The 16,686-nt window shown below is 49.1% G+C and carries 13 protein-coding genes, 1 other RNA gene and 1 riboswitch; of the genes, 7 read left to right on the top strand and 7 right to left on the bottom strand.

Features of this window, described 5'->3' with window-relative positions; all coding sequences use genetic code 11:
• Nucleotides 1-405: 405 nt before the first annotated feature.
• Nucleotides 406-690, top strand: a complete 285-nt coding sequence (locus tag BM021_RS15115; protein WP_143074276.1) for a hypothetical protein — start codon at nt 406-408, stop codon at nt 688-690.
• On the opposite strand, the gene BM021_RS02170 is transcribed toward BM021_RS15115, so the two are convergent.
• From BM021_RS02170 to thiC, 3 genes are all read right to left on the bottom strand, one after another.
• A complete protein-coding gene (locus tag BM021_RS02170) occupies nt 671-1,264 on the bottom strand; it encodes a CHRD domain-containing protein (RefSeq protein ID WP_090718319.1) in 594 nt (197 codons plus the stop codon). The genes BM021_RS15115 and BM021_RS02170 overlap by 20 nt on opposite strands.
• A gap of 182 nt (nt 1,265-1,446) precedes the next feature.
• Nucleotides 1,447-2,271 carry an undecaprenyl-diphosphate phosphatase gene (locus tag BM021_RS02165; RefSeq protein WP_090718316.1) on the bottom strand — a complete coding sequence of 275 codons (825 nt, stop codon included), beginning with the start codon at nt 2,269-2,271 and terminating at the stop codon, nt 1,447-1,449.
• A gap of 48 nt (nt 2,272-2,319) precedes the next feature.
• Nucleotides 2,320-4,215, bottom strand: coding sequence for a phosphomethylpyrimidine synthase ThiC (gene thiC, locus BM021_RS02160; protein ID WP_090718314.1), 1,896 nt, complete (start codon nt 4,213-4,215; stop codon nt 2,320-2,322).
• Nucleotides 4,216-4,253: 38 nt separating this feature from the next.
• Nucleotides 4,254-4,358, bottom strand: a riboswitch (TPP riboswitch).
• 65 nt (nt 4,359-4,423) lie between these two features.
• Between thiC and BM021_RS02155 the strand changes: the two genes are divergently transcribed.
• Both BM021_RS02155 and BM021_RS02150 read left to right on the top strand, forming a co-directional pair.
• Nucleotides 4,424-5,077, top strand: a complete 654-nt coding sequence (locus BM021_RS02155; RefSeq protein WP_090718311.1) for a protein-L-isoaspartate O-methyltransferase family protein — start codon at nt 4,424-4,426, stop codon at nt 5,075-5,077.
• 86 nt (nt 5,078-5,163) lie between these two features.
• Nucleotides 5,164-6,510: a TolC family outer membrane protein gene (locus BM021_RS02150; protein WP_090718308.1), complete on the top strand. Its 1,347-nt coding sequence runs from the start codon at nt 5,164-5,166 to the stop codon at nt 6,508-6,510.
• 70 nt (nt 6,511-6,580) lie between these two features.
• On the opposite strand, the gene BM021_RS02145 is transcribed toward BM021_RS02150, so the two are convergent.
• Nucleotides 6,581-9,889 (bottom strand): mechanosensitive ion channel domain-containing protein, encoded by a 3,309-nt coding sequence (locus BM021_RS02145; protein ID WP_256207730.1) that lies wholly within the window; start codon nt 9,887-9,889, stop codon nt 6,581-6,583.
• Nucleotides 9,890-10,113: 224 nt separating this feature from the next.
• On the opposite strand from BM021_RS02145, the gene rnpB reads away from it, so the two are divergent.
• From rnpB to BM021_RS02125, 4 genes are all read left to right on the top strand, one after another.
• Nucleotides 10,114-10,414, top strand: an RNA gene (gene rnpB, locus BM021_RS02140) — RNase P RNA component class A.
• 86 nt (nt 10,415-10,500) lie between these two features.
• Nucleotides 10,501-11,889 (top strand): polynucleotide adenylyltransferase PcnB, encoded by a 1,389-nt coding sequence (gene pcnB / locus BM021_RS02135; protein WP_090718305.1) that lies wholly within the window; start codon nt 10,501-10,503, stop codon nt 11,887-11,889.
• A 10-nt stretch (nt 11,890-11,899) separates the two neighbouring features.
• Complete coding sequence (folK, locus tag BM021_RS02130) at nt 11,900-12,400, top strand: 2-amino-4-hydroxy-6-hydroxymethyldihydropteridine diphosphokinase (RefSeq protein ID WP_090718303.1); 501 nt, start codon at nt 11,900-11,902, stop codon at nt 12,398-12,400.
• A gap of 354 nt (nt 12,401-12,754) precedes the next feature.
• The gene (locus BM021_RS02125; protein WP_090718301.1) at nt 12,755-14,125 is read left to right on the top strand and encodes a sigma-54-dependent transcriptional regulator; all 1,371 of its coding nucleotides are present in this window, start codon (nt 12,755-12,757) and stop codon (nt 14,123-14,125) included.
• 92 nt (nt 14,126-14,217) lie between these two features.
• Here BM021_RS02125 and BM021_RS02120 read toward each other — a convergent pair whose 3' ends face one another.
• Genes BM021_RS02120 through BM021_RS15110 form a run of 3 tightly spaced genes read right to left on the bottom strand, consistent with a single transcriptional unit; the run spans nt 14,218 to nt 16,678 of the window.
• Nucleotides 14,218-15,027, bottom strand: coding sequence for an amidohydrolase family protein (locus BM021_RS02120; protein WP_090718298.1), 810 nt, complete (start codon nt 15,025-15,027; stop codon nt 14,218-14,220).
• Between the two features lie 38 nt (nt 15,028-15,065).
• Complete coding sequence (locus BM021_RS02115; protein ID WP_090718295.1) at nt 15,066-16,505, bottom strand: dipeptidase; 1,440 nt, start codon at nt 16,503-16,505, stop codon at nt 15,066-15,068.
• Nucleotides 16,472-16,678, bottom strand: coding sequence for a hypothetical protein (locus tag BM021_RS15110; protein ID WP_143074275.1), 207 nt, complete (start codon nt 16,676-16,678; stop codon nt 16,472-16,474). Before BM021_RS15110 ends, BM021_RS02115 begins: the two co-directional genes overlap by 34 nt.
• Nucleotides 16,679-16,686 lie beyond the last annotated feature (8 nt).

The following is a 16,686-nucleotide window of genomic DNA, read 5'->3' as shown; positions in this document are numbered from 1 at the left end:
GGAATCATTTCATTTACCGGATACCCTCAATGGAAATACGTGCAGTTTGATTAATCGAGCTTAATTTTTATTAAGTTACTGATAATCGTATAAGCATATATTAAATATATTTGTTCTCCAGCCACCTGCCGCTTCAGCTTCAGTAATTAAAACAACAAATGAAACAAAACCAATATAAACACGCAACATATTAACAAACGGATGAATCTTGATTAAGTTATTGGATAAGCTGATCCAGAAAACCGATGATCACGGGGGTCATTTGATGAATAGCGTTTGATGAATAATGAAAGATGGAGTGATCGTGCTTCCACGGGTATGTTTGTTACCCATCAAGGTGCAATCATTGCGAAGAAAGAAGAGGATTACCGCATCCAACCAAGCTCCGTGTGATGGGATATCTAATTGTTCAAGTTATTTTTGCTAACTATTAGGCAAAGAACAGAAGTTCACCATCGCACGCTGATTGTAATTCGAAACCCACCCAACGTACATGCCGTACATGTGCATGCCAGCCATCATGATGGTAATGGAGGAAGAAAGGTCATGCCATACTGGAAGCCAAATCGGCTGCGCTTGGCCAAGAAAGGACTAACCATCATTGGTCCGTATGAAAATTACTGCGCAGCCGATGATAAAGGCACTAACAGGCCCTTCTCAACGCCGACACTTAAGCAGCTTTGTGTTTAGCGCGACGTGCAAAGATCGTCAGAACCCCAAGGCCTGCCAACAGCAATGCATAGCTCTCAGGCTCTGGCACAAGGGCCAACTGCCCGCGTATCTCACCGCCTGGGAATAAATCGGTGTGAACATTGAAGTAAGCCATTTCCGCATCAAGACCGCTAAGCAAGGTGCTGAAGGCTGAACTCACGGTGCCGCCGGCAGTAGTGATAAAATCCGGGTTATAGCTGGAGGCCAGTGACATGTCAAATATATGGTCATACGATCCCGCTGTCACTCCTATCGGAAAATCGACAAACGACGGAAGCTGAGTCGCGACGCCGATCGTGGATCCAGGACCTACACAGCAGTGGATATGCGCCGCCGTGACACTACCCAGTAGATCGCTAAAGCCAGCCTCAACCCGCATCGTCAACAAGTCAGAGTTAACTGTGACCAACACTGTGCCTGTAGCAGGTGTAGAAACAGGTGGCACCTCGCTGCTACCTAGCAGAGAAGTCGTATACTTCGTCTGGTCTGCTGCAGCCGGTAACACCCCACCAATCAAAACAAAAATTCCAAAAAGTAATTTGCTCAGATTCATGATTTTTACCTCCGAGTTGTAGGAAAAATAAACACTTGTTCTGCTCTAACAACTGTACTGGAAGTCGAATGAGCAGTCAAACACATTAATTGATGATCATGAGATTCCTTAATTCAAACTCTATCTCTATGACAGTGACAGCGAATGATAAACTTAACCCAAGATTTCTGAATTCTATTTTCTTACACCTCTGACCAGGCAATGATACCGCTATATGCCGTTGCCAGAATAATGATGCCGAATACGATGCGATACCAGGCGAATACCGTGAAATCATGCTGACTGATGAAGCGCAATAAGCCGCGCACCGCCAGCAGCGCGCTTAGAAAAGCAGAAACAAAACCGACAGTAAACATACCCAGATCATCCCATTGCAAAAAATCACGATGTTTATATACATCATAAAAGGTAGCGGCAAACATGATGGGAATTGCCAGAAAAAATGAGAACTCGGTAGCGGCTTTGCGTGACAAGCCGAAAAACAAGCCGCCGATAATTGTGGCACCCGAGCGTGAAGTGCCTGGAATCAGTGCCAAGCATTGCGCCAGGCCGACTTTCAACGCATGCTTCCAGTCCATGTCATCGACTTGCTCCACGTCAATCACATGTTCCCTGCGCTCCGCCCATAAAATCAGCAAGCCGCCGATGATCAGCGCCATAGCAACCGGCACGGGATGAAACAAATAAAACTTGATGGTTTTAATGAACAGCAATCCCATGAGCGCGGCCGGCAAAAAGGCAATCAGCAAATTGATCACAAAACGATTGGCCGCCGGACTAGAACCGATGCCACGCATCACTTCAGCGATCTTGCCGAAATATTCCCAGCATACTGCAAGAATTGCCCCCAATTGAATTGCAATGGTAAAAACCTTGCCGCGCTCGTCATTGAAATCGAGCAAATCGCCCACTAAAATCAAATGGCCGGTAGAAGAAACCGGCAGGAATTCGGTTAATCCCTCAACAACACCTAGGATCAACGCTTTCAACAATAAAATTAAGTCCATAGGCGTTGTTACATTTTTATTAAATTGACAATGATGCGAGATCAGCAGTTACAGTTTGCTGTAAATTTCCGCGCCTTTTTCCTTAAATTCCGCTGACTTCTGCGCCATTCCCAGCGTTAACGCTTCATCCTCGGCAATGCCCTGATTAGCTGCGTAATCCCGCACATCCTGGGTGATTTTCATGGAACAAAAATGCGGACCGCACATCGAGCAGAAATGCGCTACTTTCGCTCCCTCTTGCGGCAGGGTTTCATCATGAAATTGCTGCGCTTTGTCAGGATCGAGACTCAAATTGAACTGATCTTCCCAGCGGAATTCAAAGCGCGCCTTGGATAGTGCATTATCGCGAATCTGCGCGCCAGGATGGCCTTTCGCCAGGTCGGCGGCGTGCGCAGCGATTTTATAGGTAATGATACCATCCTTGACATCATCCTTGTCCGGCAAGCCCAAGTGTTCCTTCGGTGTCACATAACACAGCATCGCCGTGCCATACCAGCCGATCATCGCTGCACCAATCGCAGAGGTGATATGATCATAACCGGGTGCAATGTCGGTCGTAAGCGGGCCGAGGGTATAAAAAGGCGCTTCATCGCAATACTTCAGTTGCAAGTCCATATTTTCCTTGATCAGATGCATCGGCACATGGCCAGGCCCTTCGATCATGGTCTGCACATCATGTTTCCACGCGATCTGGGTGAGTTCACCTAGCGTTTTCAGTTCAGCAAACTGCGCTTCATCGTTGGCATCATAGATTGAACCGGGACGCAAGCCGTCGCCAAGCGAAAAACTGACATCATATGCCTGCATGATCTCGCAGATTTCTTCAAAATGCGTATACAGGAAGCTTTCCTTGTGATGCGCCAGACACCATTTCGCCATGATCGAGCCGCCGCGGGACACGATGCCAGTCATGCGCTTTGCAGTCATCGGCACATACGCCAGACGCACCCCGGCATGGATGGTAAAGTAATCAACGCCCTGCTCGGCCTGTTCGATTAACGTGTCACGGAAAATCTCCCAAGTGAGTTCCTCGGCTTTACCGTCGACTTTCTCTAGCGCCTGATAAATAGGCACCGTGCCGATCGGCACTGGGCTGTTGCGGATGATCCATTCGCGCGTTTCGTGAATGTTCTTGCCGGTGGAAAGATCCATCACCGTGTCGCCACCCCAGCGGATCGCCCAGGTCATTTTTTCCACTTCTTCCTGTATGCTGGAACCCAATGCGGAGTTACCGATGTTGGCATTGATTTTGACCAGAAAATTGCGTCCGATAATCATCGGCTCGGATTCAGGGTGATTGATATTCGCCGGAATGATGGCACGCCCACGCGCAACTTCCGATCGCACAAATTCAGGCGTGATCATTTTCGGTAATGCTGCGCCGAAATCTTGTCCCGGATGCTGGCGTGTCAACAGTTCATAATGTTGATTATTGAACGCTTCCGCGCGCTGATTCTCGCGGATGGCGATAAATTCCATTTCCGGGGTAATAATGCCACGGCGCGCATAATGCATTTGCGTGACGTTCAAGCCCGCCTTGGCGCGCCGCGGCTGCCGCTGCAGATTAAAGCGCATATCCGCCAGTTTGGGATCTTTCAGACGTGCCTGGCTGTAAGCGGAATTATGACTGGCTAAAATTTCGGTATCATTGCGCTCGGCAATCCACTCTTCGCGCAGTGCGGGAAGCCCTGCGCGAATATCAATTTTTACCGCCGGATCGGTATACGGGCCGGAAGTATCGTAAACCCAGATCGGCGGATTTTTTTCTCCCCCCATGCTGGTGGTAGTATCGCTCTGACGGATTTCCCGCATCGGTACCTGAATATCGACTCGCGTGCCTTGCACATAGATTTTGCGCGAGTTAGGCAGTGGCTTTATAGCTGCAGCATCGACTTGGGCTGTGGTATTGGAAAAACTTTTTGGATTTAAAACTGTAATGCTCATAATAGTGTTGCTCCTTAGTCAAATGCCATAAAGAGCGGGAGGATGAATCCCAGCTTCCCTACGGCGGCATTATCCGCGTCAGGTATTGAGGGACTCTCTCACCAGTATCAGACAATTCTGAAAACGGACCCCTAGCTGATGCTGTGAAGCTAATGGAATTGTGAAATAATTGCAAGTCTTATATTAATTTTAAGAATATGGAATAAAAATGGATCTTGAACAAACCCGGTTAAATATGGTTGCACAGCAAATTCGCACATGGAATGTATTGGATGATAACGTGCTGGATTTGCTGTACAAAGTAAAACGCGAAGAATTCGTGCCAGCGGAAAGTCGCGCAATGGCTTTTGTAGATATGGAAATTCCGCTGGGTTATGGCCAGGTCATGCTGGCCCCCAAAATGGAAGGGCGCATACTGCAGGAACTCCATGTCAAGAAAACCGATAAAATCCTGGAAGTCGGCAGCGGCAGTGGTTATATGACCGCATTGCTGGCTGAAAAAGGCGCGCACGTTTACAGTGTTGAAATCATACCAGAGCTGAAAACAATGGCGGAAGATAACCTTAAAGCGCACGGCATCACGAATGTTACTATTGAACAAGGTGATGCTGCTCAAGGCTGGTCTAAACACGCGCCTTATGATGTTATCGTGTTAACTGCATCAACACCGGTTTTGCCGGATGCTTTTCAGAACAGCCTGAACCCGGGAGGGCGTTTATTTGCAATCGTTGGAGAAGAGCCAGTAATGGAGGCTTTATTGATCACTTGCAAGAAACCTGGCGAATCTACCACCACCAAGCTGTTTGAAACCAGTACGGCACCTCTTATCAATGCATTACAACCACCCAAGTTTACTTTCTGAGTATTTAAGAATTGCGCATGTTATCCGGTGTAGCATTCATTTATTGCTGAAACTTCATCAACTCTGGATTTCCATCAAAAAAACCCATGAAATTCTTGCAATTCATTTTTGCTGCTTTTATCTGTATCTTATGGCATTCCGCTCTGCAAGCTGCAGATTTGATGAAGATCTACCATGAGGCTTTGGCGCAGGATGCGAAGTATCGATCGGCGCGCGCTACCTATCAAGCCGCGCAGGAAAAATTAGCACAAGGTAGAGCAGGTTTTTTACCGAGCATTACGTTATTAGGAACACGCACAGTTCAGCAAGTAGATGCAAACAATGTTGTTTTTCCCGGAGTGGGCAATGTTAATCCGCCAGAGGTTACGATTCAAAGCCGGGGTTTAACGCTATCAGCGACACAACCGCTGTTTCGGATGGAAAATATTGTCATCTATCAGCAATCAAAAATAGAAGTCAGCAAAGCAGATGCACAATTTGTTGTTGCTGCACAAGATTTGATTCTGCGTGTCGCGCAAGCATATTTTGATGTATTGGATGCTCAGGTCGATGTCGAAGTCGCCGAAGCACAGAAAAAAGCGATTCTGAGCCAGCTGGAACAAGCCAAGCGCAATTTTGAAGTCGGAACATCTACAATTGTAGATACCAATGAAGCGCAAGCGCGCTATGATCTTACCCTGTCGCAGGAAATCGCTGCACGTAATGCGATTGAAATCAGGAAGCGCGCACTCCAGGGCATCATTGACCGCTTGCCTGAAAATCTTGAAAGCGCTCGGGAAATCGCCTCTAATTTGGCTAACTTGCAGTACAGCAGCATGGAGGAATGGGTACAGGTTGCTGAGGAAAAAAACTTCACTTTGAAAATCCAGCAAGCTATGTATGAAAGCGCTCATCAGGATGTAAAAAAAGCCTGGGCACAACATTATCCGACACTGGATCTGGTTGCACAATACAGCGATCAAACCGGTGTCGGTGGCGCTATCACCGGCCGCGGCATCGATATCATCTCCAAATCGATTGGACTACAACTCAACGTGCCTTTGTTCCAGGGCTTTTCCGTGCAATCCAAGGTACGGGAGGCACTTGCGCTTCAGGATAAGGCATTACACGATCTGGAAACCACCCGACGCAATATCGCCTTACAAATCCGCCAGCAGTATCTGAATGTCACCAACGGCATCGCGCAAGTAAAAGCGCTCAAGCAAGCGCTGATATCCAGTAAAAGCCAGCTGGATTCAAGCATCCTTGGACAGCAAGTCGGCGTCAGAACCGAAGTCGATGTGCTAAACGCACAGCAGCAAATGTATTCAGCCAGGCGCGATTTGGCCAAGGCCTACCACAGCTATTTGATGTCAAGATTGCGGCTGAATGCAGAAGCCGGTGAACTGGATGAAGATACCTTAACCCAAATCAACGCCATGCTGATTAAATAGTAAATAATCCTTTGTAATACAGTCACTTCCTTATTAAAAGGACCTGATTTCAAGATAACTTGAATACAAATCAAGCCGTAGATGCAAATTCAATATTATGTTCAGCGAATAGTGTCGTGATTCGCGTGTTGAGCGCATTCTGAACTTCCATTCGATCACTGACGGTATTCACAAATACACGCAGCTCAAAATCAAGAGAGTTGGCACTGAAAGTCATAAACCAGCACGATGGTTCTGGATCCGCCAGCACCCGCGTATCTTCCCTGGCGGCTTGCAATAGCAATGCACGTACTTTATTGGCATCAGTACCGTAGATAACCCCTACTTTAATAACCACGCGAGTGATCGTATCGGTCAATGTCCAGTTGGTCAGTTGACCGGTAATGAAAGTCTTGTTGGGAATGATAATTTCCTTGTTATCGAAATCCAGAACGGTGGTAGCGCGTGTGCGTATCCGAGTGACCCGCCCTGAAAATCCACCGACCGTGATCACATCACCGACCCGGAACGGCCGCTCAAACAACAAAATAATGCCGGATACGAAATTAGCAAAGATTTCCTGCAAACCAAACCCGAGTCCGACCGTCAAAGCCGCGGCCATCCACTGCAATTGTGACCAACGCATACCCAGAAAGCTCAATCCCATCAAAGTGCCGCCGATGACGATCGCATAGCGCAAGACGCTGGTAATGGCATAACGGGAAGCTGCATCAATGCGAATATGAGACAACAGGCTGATCTCGATCAAGCCGGGTAAATTTCTGGCACCAGCGATCGTCAGCGCTAACGTAACGATACCCAGCAACACTGCCATTAGCGTGACGGGCTGTTGGATAGTAGTACCATCGGCGCTCGTATCGCTGAAATGCCACAATGCAATCTCATCCAGGCGCGTAATAGCTGGTAGTATAGCCACCCAGACCCAGATCAGACCCAGTGCAAGCAGGCTGAGACGTAAAGCACGCAGCAGTCGGCGGGTTTGCGTGTTTACTTGCTCCAGCGTAATGTTCTCGTCTGGCTCTGGCGTTACCTCCCCCGTTGTTTCAGCTGCCTGAGCCGCCGCTAAGCGGCGCTCCTCTAATCGGTGCAACGCCAAACGGCGCTCTCCGAGCAAAAACCAGCGCGCTAGCAAGCTTACCACGATGACAACGACAACAATTACGTTAAAGCTGGCCAACAGCGACTGCAACATCATACCAGCAGAGTAAACATAGCCAGTCAACGCCAATATTGCCACAGCCAGCAGTAATATTGGCAGCAGTACGCGTAACTGCTTGCGCAGAGTCGACGGTTCAATGATGACACCCCGGATCACCCACAATCGGCCAGCATCCAGTAATTGCCAGAGAGTCCAGGCGAGGGCTATACAACTCAATACAATTGCTATGCGGGCCTGAACATCGATGGCCAGATCAAGTCTGCGAATGAAGGCTAGCGCACTGATGAAATAGAGTGGTAGTACGATCACAGCGATTTTCGGTAACCAGTCACGCAGTGCGGTACGGCGTTGCCGAGTCCAGCGAAAGTGAGCATGGCCAAGCCCACGTTCCACACTGGTCCAGCGCAGCAATTGTAACGCCAACAGTGGCAATGCCACTAACATACAAGCTTGACCAAAAGAATGACTGAACCGTCCAGGATTACCCACCCCTTGTAGCAATTGCCCAAGCAATGCTAATGCCACAGGCGCAGGCAAAGCAGCCAGTAAAGTCCATCCCAGTGATTTGAAGGTAGTTTGGTAACTATCTTTTCGAATCTGATAAGTATCGATTGCCAGTGCTTCGATACGAGCTGGAGCACGACGCCGAAGTTCCAAAAGAATCAGTACAAGCAGCAGGCTCCCTAGCCAGCGAAGGGGATCCTGGTGGAAGTCACGTAAGCTCAGTTCCATCAAGGTGGTGAAGCGCGATGGTTTAATGAGATCGTATAATCCTTCTGGCAATCGCTGCAGCCAGTCGCTGTCGATCAAGCTATGACTAGGAATCCATAACAAGTGGCGATCCAGCATCTGCTGCAGCTCCCGGGTGGTCTTGATCTGCTCTTGCAGAGCCTGTGCGCTTTCTTCCAATGCCGAGATGCGCCGTTGAAGCAAAGATTCTAGCAAGGATAAGAGTTCAACACGTTTTTGCAACAAAGGAAGTAACAGGGTTTTCGCGTTTTCATCCGTATTTCCATTACCGTCTGTTTCTGCATGTGCTTCAGTCAACGCTTGAGTGACAACTCCGATATCGAGTAAATCGCGTTGCTGTTCGCTTAGCATCACCCGTTTCAGCCGCAAATCGGCTAAATTGTCGCGGATCAATTTCAAACGATGCTGAAGATGTTCCGAAGATTTCAGCCGGCGCCGCTCACTCCACAGCCAGCGGCCAACGCGCTCATCGGCTCCACCCATATCAAGCCGGGTACGGCTATCTTGCAAATTGACTGCAATGCGCTCGCGAGCTTCCTCAATACTGGTCAATACAGCGCGATCCTGCGCCAAATACTCATGTTGTTGAATGAGCTCCTCACCAATTGCACGATTCTCAGCAGCGGCAGATATTACGGTAGCAGTACTGCCTGCCAATGCTTGTTCACGTTTGATGAGCCGTTGCAGTAACGATTCCAGTTCACTTCGACCGCGGCTGGTAATCCGTTGTTGTAAATGTTCTATCCGTTTTTCGTGCAGCCCCAATCGAAAGCGCAGTTCACGCAGTGCCAAGTCATCCAGACTCTGACGTTGAGTGGCGGTACTCTGCTCGGCAACCTGCAGTTCCAGTGTTGCCTGCAAGCGGCGTAGCTCGCTCTTGCGACGCAAGCGCCGCGCTTCAAATAGCACCGCAGGTTCATCCTTTGTGGCTACCAGCGGTGCTGATAACTCTTCAATGCGGCGGTGCAAGGTTGTGATTTCATTTTCTGTTTGGGCTGGACGCGATAGCGTCAGAGCCAACTCTTCGCCGGCTGCTTCGATTTGCGCACGCAGATCGGTCACAATAGTACGCTCCCGCTCCAGCAGCTGTTCAAGTGTCTCCCCATCGGCATTGGCCGGTATGCGCTTGGACCATTCCGATAGTTCCTGCTCACGGTCCATCGCCAGCGCTTTTTGTAATTGCTCCATTCGTGCCGGTTGATCTGCGGTCTCAGCGCGCAGCGCAGTTAATCGTTCGTTCAGCGCTTCTACTTCTCGCTCGTCAGCGCGCGCCGCATCCAGATGGTCGATCGCCACCTGTCGCTGAGTTTCCTCCAGTTTGCTGCGTTCAACTGTTTTACGGGCAGTATCAATTGCCTTGGATACAGAAGGTTCAGTTTTTGAGTAAACATGATCAGATAACCCAAGCAGGGATAGCGTGCTACACAAAAAAATAGAAATAAGAAATTTAACTAATGACTTTAACCACATGTATGAAAATAGTTGTAAAAAGGTAAAATAATCATCCAGCAGTAGAATAGCCTGAAGGCATGATTTTCAATAAGCACCAGATAGTTAGAAATTACCTGGCATGTCTTTGATGGGCTCTAAATATCCCTTGTTTGCGCTTTTCGCGGAATAAAGATGAACTTTTTGGCCGATTATTTCCCTAACCGATCATTTTTGCAAGTCATAGAAGTGATAAAATAATCAGCGAAGCTGGCCAGACAGTCGCCGCCCGTTGTTCATCAGAACACAGGGGGGAGGAAAGTCCGGACTCCACAGAGCAGGATGACGGCTAACGGCCGCCCACCGTGAGGTGAGGAACAGGGCCACAGAGACGAGCGTATTCAGTTACGGTGAAACGCGGTAACCTCCATCCGGAGCAAGACCAAATAGGCAGGCAATGACGTTGCTCGCAGAGCCTGCGGGTAGGTTGCTTGAATGTACAGGTAACTGTGCATCTAGAGGAATGACTGTCCACGACAGAATCCGGCTTATCGGCTGGCTTCACTTAATTTTATTGACTGACTAATTTCATAACTATGATGCAAAACGGATGCCCGATGCATAACTAATGCTGGTACTTTCAGTAATTCACAATGATCCGTAAATTTCTCCGCAAAGTATTCAGCCGCAATCCCGCTGCTTCCGAATCAATCGCAAGGCTGAATATTATTCCCTCTCAACGCCACGGTATCCGGCGTAACCAGATTACTCCCTGTGCATTAAAAATAGCCTCTCAACTACAGCAAGCCGGATTTTCAGCCTATATTGTCGGTGGAGCAGTGCGCGATTTGCTGTTGGGTTTGACGCCGAAAGATTTCGATATGGCAACCAACGCGACGCCTGAGCAGGCACATCATCTTTTTCGCCGGTCACGCATTATCGGGCGGCGTTTTCGTCTGGTGCATGTGATGTGCGGCGCTGAAACTGTGGAAGTATCTACCTTTCGCGGACCTTCACTGGATGATGAGCATAACCATAGACCGGCACAGCTAACCGATCAGCACGGCCGTCTATTACATGACAATGTCTTTGGTAGCCAGGAAGAAGATGCCATACGCCGTGATTTTACTATCAATGCGCTGTTCTATGATCCTATCAAAGAAGAGATTCTTGATTACCTGAATGGTTATGAAGATCTCGAAGCTAAAAAATTGCGCATTATCGGAGATCCGGTACAGCGCTACCGGGAGGATCCAGTGCGCCTGCTACGGGCTGTGCGCCTGGCAGCCAAGCTAGGTATGCAAATTGAAGCGGAAACCGCCAAGCCCATTGGCGATCTGGCGCCCTTACTGCAAAACGTTCCGCCATCCCGCTTATTTGATGAAATGTTAAAACTGTTATTGTCCGGACATGCGCTGCCTTGCGTTGTTGAGTTGCGTGCACGAGGCCTGCACCACGGCCTTTTGCCGATGCTCGATATCATACTGGAACAGCCTTTGGGCGAACGCTTCATCACCATTGCATTAAAGAATACCGATGAACGGATCAGAGAAAACAAACCGGTTTCGCCAGGATTTTTGTTTGCCATCCTGTTATGGCATGAAGTGCTATCGAAGTGGAATTCTCTCCAGTCGGCCGGCGAAAAGCCTTGGCCCGCTCTGTTTAAGGCAATCGACCAAATTCTTTCGATACAACATAAAAAACTGGCCATCCCGCGTCGCTTTGATGCGGTGATCCAAGAAATATGGGTCATGCAGCCGCGTTTCGAAGTTCGCGCCGGACGCAAACCTTTTCGCTTGCTCACGCACCCGCGTTTTCGTGCCGCTTACGATTTCATGCTGCTGCGTTGTGAAAGCGGTGAACTCAGCATGGAACTGGGAGAATGGTGGAAAACCTTTCTATCGGCTGATAGCGAGAAACGGGAGAAAATGCTGCCTAAGCAAGCCCTAGCAAAAAAAGGCAGGAGAAGGCGCAGTCGTAAAAAAACATCATCAGATCTGGTGCTGGAACCAGAAAACGCTATTCCTATCAATCCTCACTGATCTGTATCTCATGAGCAAAAATCCAAGTCGAGCGTTCATCGCTTTAGGCAGCAATTTGGAAAATCCACTTTCCCAGATACGGCAAGCCATTGAAGAATTAAACCAGCTTCCAGGCTCACGGCTGATAGGTAAGTCTTCCCTTTATAAAAGCGCGCCGGTTGGACGCTTGGATCAACCGGATTTTATCAATGCAGTGGTACTGATCGAAACCTGTCTTGCACCGCATGACCTGCTCAAGGCATTGCTTGATATTGAACGCTGCCACGGACGCATCCGTGAATTTTTAAATGCACCTCGCACACTGGATCTGGATATCCTGTTGTATGATGATTTGGAATGCTGCGATGAAAAACTGACGCTACCACATCCGCGCATGTCGCAACGAGCGTTTGTCCTCAAGCCGCTGATGGAGATTGCTCCGGACTGCCATATTCCAGGTCATGGCTCCATTGCGCCACTGCTTGCAGCATGTAATGGCCAACAGCTGGAACAAATCAGACCTGAAATTTAAACGTCTCTTCAGGCAAAAACTATTCGGCCATAAGCAACCAAGCGTACGCCAACTAATTGGCTTTCTACCCATTGAATTTTGTTATCGACTTTGACTCAAGCACCTGCTTCTGTGATTTCCTCTGTTAAAAATTAAATAGCTCAGCTTCATGATAACTTTCATGATAACTACAAAATATCTGTAGATTAAGTAGGAAAGTTTCTAATAAAATGTCAGCACCAAAAAATTCTTTACAAGTTGGCTTGTGTACTAACTTAACCTGAGAAAATCAAATCTAGCTTTTAATAAAAATAAACTTCTTTTTCTCTCTATTTAAGAGTTAATACTCTAAATTCAAGATATTGGAGGTTTGAAATGGCTATTAAGGTATGGATGCACTGGATTAGTGAATATCAGAAACAAGCTGCTCATGAAATCATTAGTTTCTTTAACCAGCAGGGTATTGAAATACAAAACCATGATAACTATCTTTTCTGCAATCCCGGTGTAATTTTTAGTAGTGAGGTCACTCCCAAAGTCTGCGAGCAGATACGCGAACTTAGCCGTAATGGTCAGATACAGGTTCTTGCCTGTTGCTATGCGGCCATTCCGGGTAATGCAATTTGGCAGCTAATGGAGGCAGGTGCTTCTGACGTATTAGTGTGCCAGGAAGAGTGTAGCAATACGATAAACTATGAAATAGCCGCACGTCTCCAGCGCTGGGAGGCTGTGAATCGTATGATAAATTCACCTGTAGTTCAGAATACTTTGATTGGAGGAAGCCAGGCTTTGAAGGCAATCTTGCGCCAAGTAGTGGAAGTGGCGCATTTCACAGATGCTTCGGTTTTAATTCTGGGTGAAAGCGGTACTGGCAAGGAGTTGTTGGCAAACCTCATCCATGCGCTGGATCCCCGCCCTAATAAGGGCAATCTAATTATCCAGGATTGCACCACTATTGTGCCGGAATTGTCCGGTAGCGAATTCTTCGGCCATGAGCGGGGCGCCTTTACTGGTGCGGTATCCTCACGTGAAGGTGTATTTGCTCTTGCAAACGGCGGTACGCTGTTTCTGGATGAAGTAGGGGAGTTGCCACTTACACTGCAAACCCAGCTGTTACGTGTCATTCAAGAACAAACTTTCAAGCGTGTTGGTGGCAATGCTTGGCAACGTACCTCGTTCCGGCTAGTTTGCGCCACCAATCGAGACCTTTGGAAGCAAGTTCAGAAGGGTGAATTTCGTGCCGATCTCTACTATCGTATCGCCAGTTATGTTTGTCATTTGCCTCCTCTACGAGAACGATCTGAGGATATTCTTCCTTTGGCGAACTATTTCCTAAAAAAGAACTATCCCGATCAGGATCCGCCCGTCCTGGATGCTCCCGTTCAGGAGTATTTGCTACGCAGAGAATATCCCGGTAATGTACGCGATCTCAAACAAGTTATAGCGCGTATGCTGTGCCGTTATGCTGGTAAAGGGTCTATTACAGTAGGTTGTATCCCACCGGATGATCGACCAAACTGGACAGAAGATTGGAAAGAGTGGCGTGATATTGGTTTCGAACGTGCGCTCCGCGTAGCGCTGAATCGAGGCGTAGGACTTAAAATCATTAGTCGACACACTGAAGAAACTACCATCCGCATTGCAGTGGATGAAGCTGGCGGTAATCTGCAGCGAGCCGCTCAGCGCTTAGGTGTAACCGATCGTGCCCTTCAGATGCGACGAGCAGCACAGCGACAGGAAACCTAGTAGAAATCCCGGAATACCCTGTGAAGTGCAAGGCAACAGAGTGCTCAGAAAGAAAACAAAATCTTAGCGAAGCTACGTTTTGGTAAAGCCACTTACCAAATAGATAAGCGAGTTTTCGAGTACCGCGTAGCCAACAATCTGTCAGCCGATGATATCGACATTGTTTGGCGGCGCCAAGCTGGACTGATTAAATTTCTAAAATTTCCTCCCAGAATCAGGCCTTCCTGAGAAGGTGGCAATCGCAATGCCTTGATCTTTGCCAGCTCAACCCCTGGGTGAAGCCAGGGGCCATCTGAGCCAAATAAAAGCTTGGCCGCCCCCGCCCGCTTGACAGCTTGTTCCAACAAATCAAATCGCCGTACTCCGGACGTATCGGCGTAAATATTCGGATGCCGAACCAAGTGGTCAATCACGGCAAGTTGGGCACGCCAGTCGTCGGCAAAACTGCCGAGATGCGGAATGATGAAGTTAACATCTGGGTATTCTTGGGCAAGCAATTCACAGACAGATACCTCACCGGCCACATCGTACAGCACCGGTATAGCGTAGGCACGAGCGACCGCACAGATCTCACGAGTAATGGCAGCATCGTGGCGGTGAACCTTGATGCCAACGAAGCCATAACGTTTTACGGCGATCTCAATCAATTTTTGTATGCGTCCCCGATCACGTTCAGCATGCACAAAGGCAAAGCCATAAAACCGATCGGGCTGACTTGCCACAATACGCGCCACTTCCTGGTTGGCGACGGCATAGTTCGAATGAAACGCAGAAAACAGCACCGTGCGACGAATCCCAGCCGCTGCTGCCCGGCGCAAATAATGCTGCAACGGTGCGCGGGTATCCCAGGGTCCGGTTAAGCCATCGCCCATTCCGGCATGGCAGTGGCAATCGATGATCATCTTTTTCTCCTTAAGGATTATGGAGGGGGCAATGCCTCCTAGGCGGAGACATTTCCTTGCCATTTACTTATTTCAGACAGGAAGCGAATACTGGCTTCAATGCCTTTGAAGAAATTGGGCAAATGAAATTTCTCATTGGGACCATGAATGCGGTCATCCGGCAAACCGAAGCCCATCATCACTACCGGAATTTCCAGAGTTTCCTGAATCAGGTTAACCACCGGGATGGTACCACCGTTCCGGAGAAATACCGGTGGTGTTCCGAAACCCTGCTGATAGGCTCGAGCTGCGGCTGCGATAGCAGGGTGACTACGATCGATCAGCGCAGATTTTGCTGACATGAGTGTGCGAATTCGCGTTTTTACGCTCGCTGGTGTGATCTTCGCGATGTACTGCCGGAACAGATCATCGATTTCCTGCGGATCCTGATCCGGAACCAGCCGGAAGTCCAATTTAGCTAACGCGCGTGTCGGTATGGCTGCTTTGATGCCCGTTCCCTGATAACCGCCCATGACGCCGCTTACCGTGATGGCCGGGCGGATCGTTGCGCGCTCATAAAGCGTATAGCCTCGCTCGCCCCATCCTGTTGTCGCAGCCGCATCTCGAAGCATTTGTGCATCCGAGGGGCCCACTTTACTCATGTAAGCACGCTCCTTTGCGTCCCAACGGCGGATTCGGTCATAGAAGCCTGGAATGTTAACGCGCCCATTAGTATCGTGCAATTGGGCGATTATCTCGCACAATGCCTGCAGCGGATTATGGACAACCCCACCCAAAACACCGGAATGCAGTTCCCGCTTTTGCCCCAACACTTCCAATTCAAGATTAAGTGCACCCCGCAATGCATAGGTAATGGCAGGCCGATCAGGGGCGGGAATTTGCGTGTCCGATATCACGGCGCAGTCAGCGTTCAGCACATGCGGGTTGGCGGCCACGAAGGCGGGCAAATGAGGACTGCCAATCTCTTCCTCACCCTCAAACAGGCACTTGACGTTGACCGGTAGTTCTCCGTTCGTCTGGAGAAATGCCTCCAATGCCTTCACATGCGTGAATAGCTGTCCCTTATCGTCCGATGCGCCTCTCCCGTACAGATCGTTGCCGCGCATGACCGGCTTAAATGGCGGCGAACGCCATTTGATAAGAGGGGCAGCTGGCTGTACGTCATAGTGACCATAGATCAATACTGTTGGCCGCCAAGGGGCATGACAGCTTTCAGCATAGACAATAGGGTGGCTATCCGTAGGCACGACCGCTACCCGCTCCATGCCAATCCGTTGCAGATGCTCTGCCAGCCAAGCCGCACATCGTTTCAGATCCCCGGCATGCTCGGGCTGCGCGCTGACGCTTGGGAAGCGGATGAACTCTTTCAGTTCGGAGACGAAGCGCGTACGTTTGGCCGAAACATAGGCAAGAGCCCCATTCTCGGCGGATAACGCCGTGGCACTTACCCAATCGTTGGCAGTGTGATATGAGCGCATCGCAGGTCGCTCCTTAGGGCAGCCGAGAGTCCGACGGACTCTGCTTTTCTGGCAAGGGCGTCACAGCGACACCTTACCGGTGAATATTCAATGCCGACTTGCAGGGTCAGAGGCTCAAATGCCATCAAGGTCCAATCGATCCGGTCTTGCGTGGCATGGCAATCGATGATCATAAGGCGAT

The organism is Nitrosomonas sp. Nm166 (assembly GCF_900112825.1).
Lineage (GTDB): Bacteria > Pseudomonadota > Gammaproteobacteria > Burkholderiales > Nitrosomonadaceae > Nitrosomonas.
The sequence above is the reverse complement of the archived record's forward strand: the minus strand, read 5'-3'. Positions and strand labels throughout refer to the sequence as shown.

Coding starts and splice junctions, on each gene's coding strand:
- BM021_RS02170 (WP_090718319.1), bottom strand. CDS start 1,264: ATGAATCTGAGCAAATTACTTTTTGGAATTTTTGTTTTGATTGGTGGG.
- BM021_RS02165 (WP_090718316.1), bottom strand. CDS start 2,271: ATGGACTTAATTTTATTGTTGAAAGCGTTGATCCTAGGTGTTGTTGAG.
- thiC (WP_090718314.1), bottom strand. CDS start 4,215: ATGAGCATTACAGTTTTAAATCCAAAAAGTTTTTCCAATACCACAGCC.
- BM021_RS02155 (WP_090718311.1), top strand. CDS start 4,424: ATGGATCTTGAACAAACCCGGTTAAATATGGTTGCACAGCAAATTCGC.
- BM021_RS02150 (WP_090718308.1), top strand. CDS start 5,164: ATGAAATTCTTGCAATTCATTTTTGCTGCTTTTATCTGTATCTTATGG.
- BM021_RS02145 (WP_256207730.1), bottom strand. CDS start 9,889: ATGTGGTTAAAGTCATTAGTTAAATTTCTTATTTCTATTTTTTTGTGT.
- pcnB (WP_090718305.1), top strand. CDS start 10,501: ATGATCCGTAAATTTCTCCGCAAAGTATTCAGCCGCAATCCCGCTGCT.
- folK (WP_090718303.1), top strand. CDS start 11,900: ATGAGCAAAAATCCAAGTCGAGCGTTCATCGCTTTAGGCAGCAATTTG.
- BM021_RS02125 (WP_090718301.1), top strand. CDS start 12,755: ATGGCTATTAAGGTATGGATGCACTGGATTAGTGAATATCAGAAACAA.
- BM021_RS02120 (WP_090718298.1), bottom strand. CDS start 15,027: ATGATCATCGATTGCCACTGCCATGCCGGAATGGGCGATGGCTTAACC.
- BM021_RS02115 (WP_090718295.1), bottom strand. CDS start 16,505: ATGCGCTCATATCACACTGCCAACGATTGGGTAAGTGCCACGGCGTTA.
- BM021_RS15110 (WP_143074275.1), bottom strand. CDS start 16,678: ATGATCATCGATTGCCATGCCACGCAAGACCGGATCGATTGGACCTTG.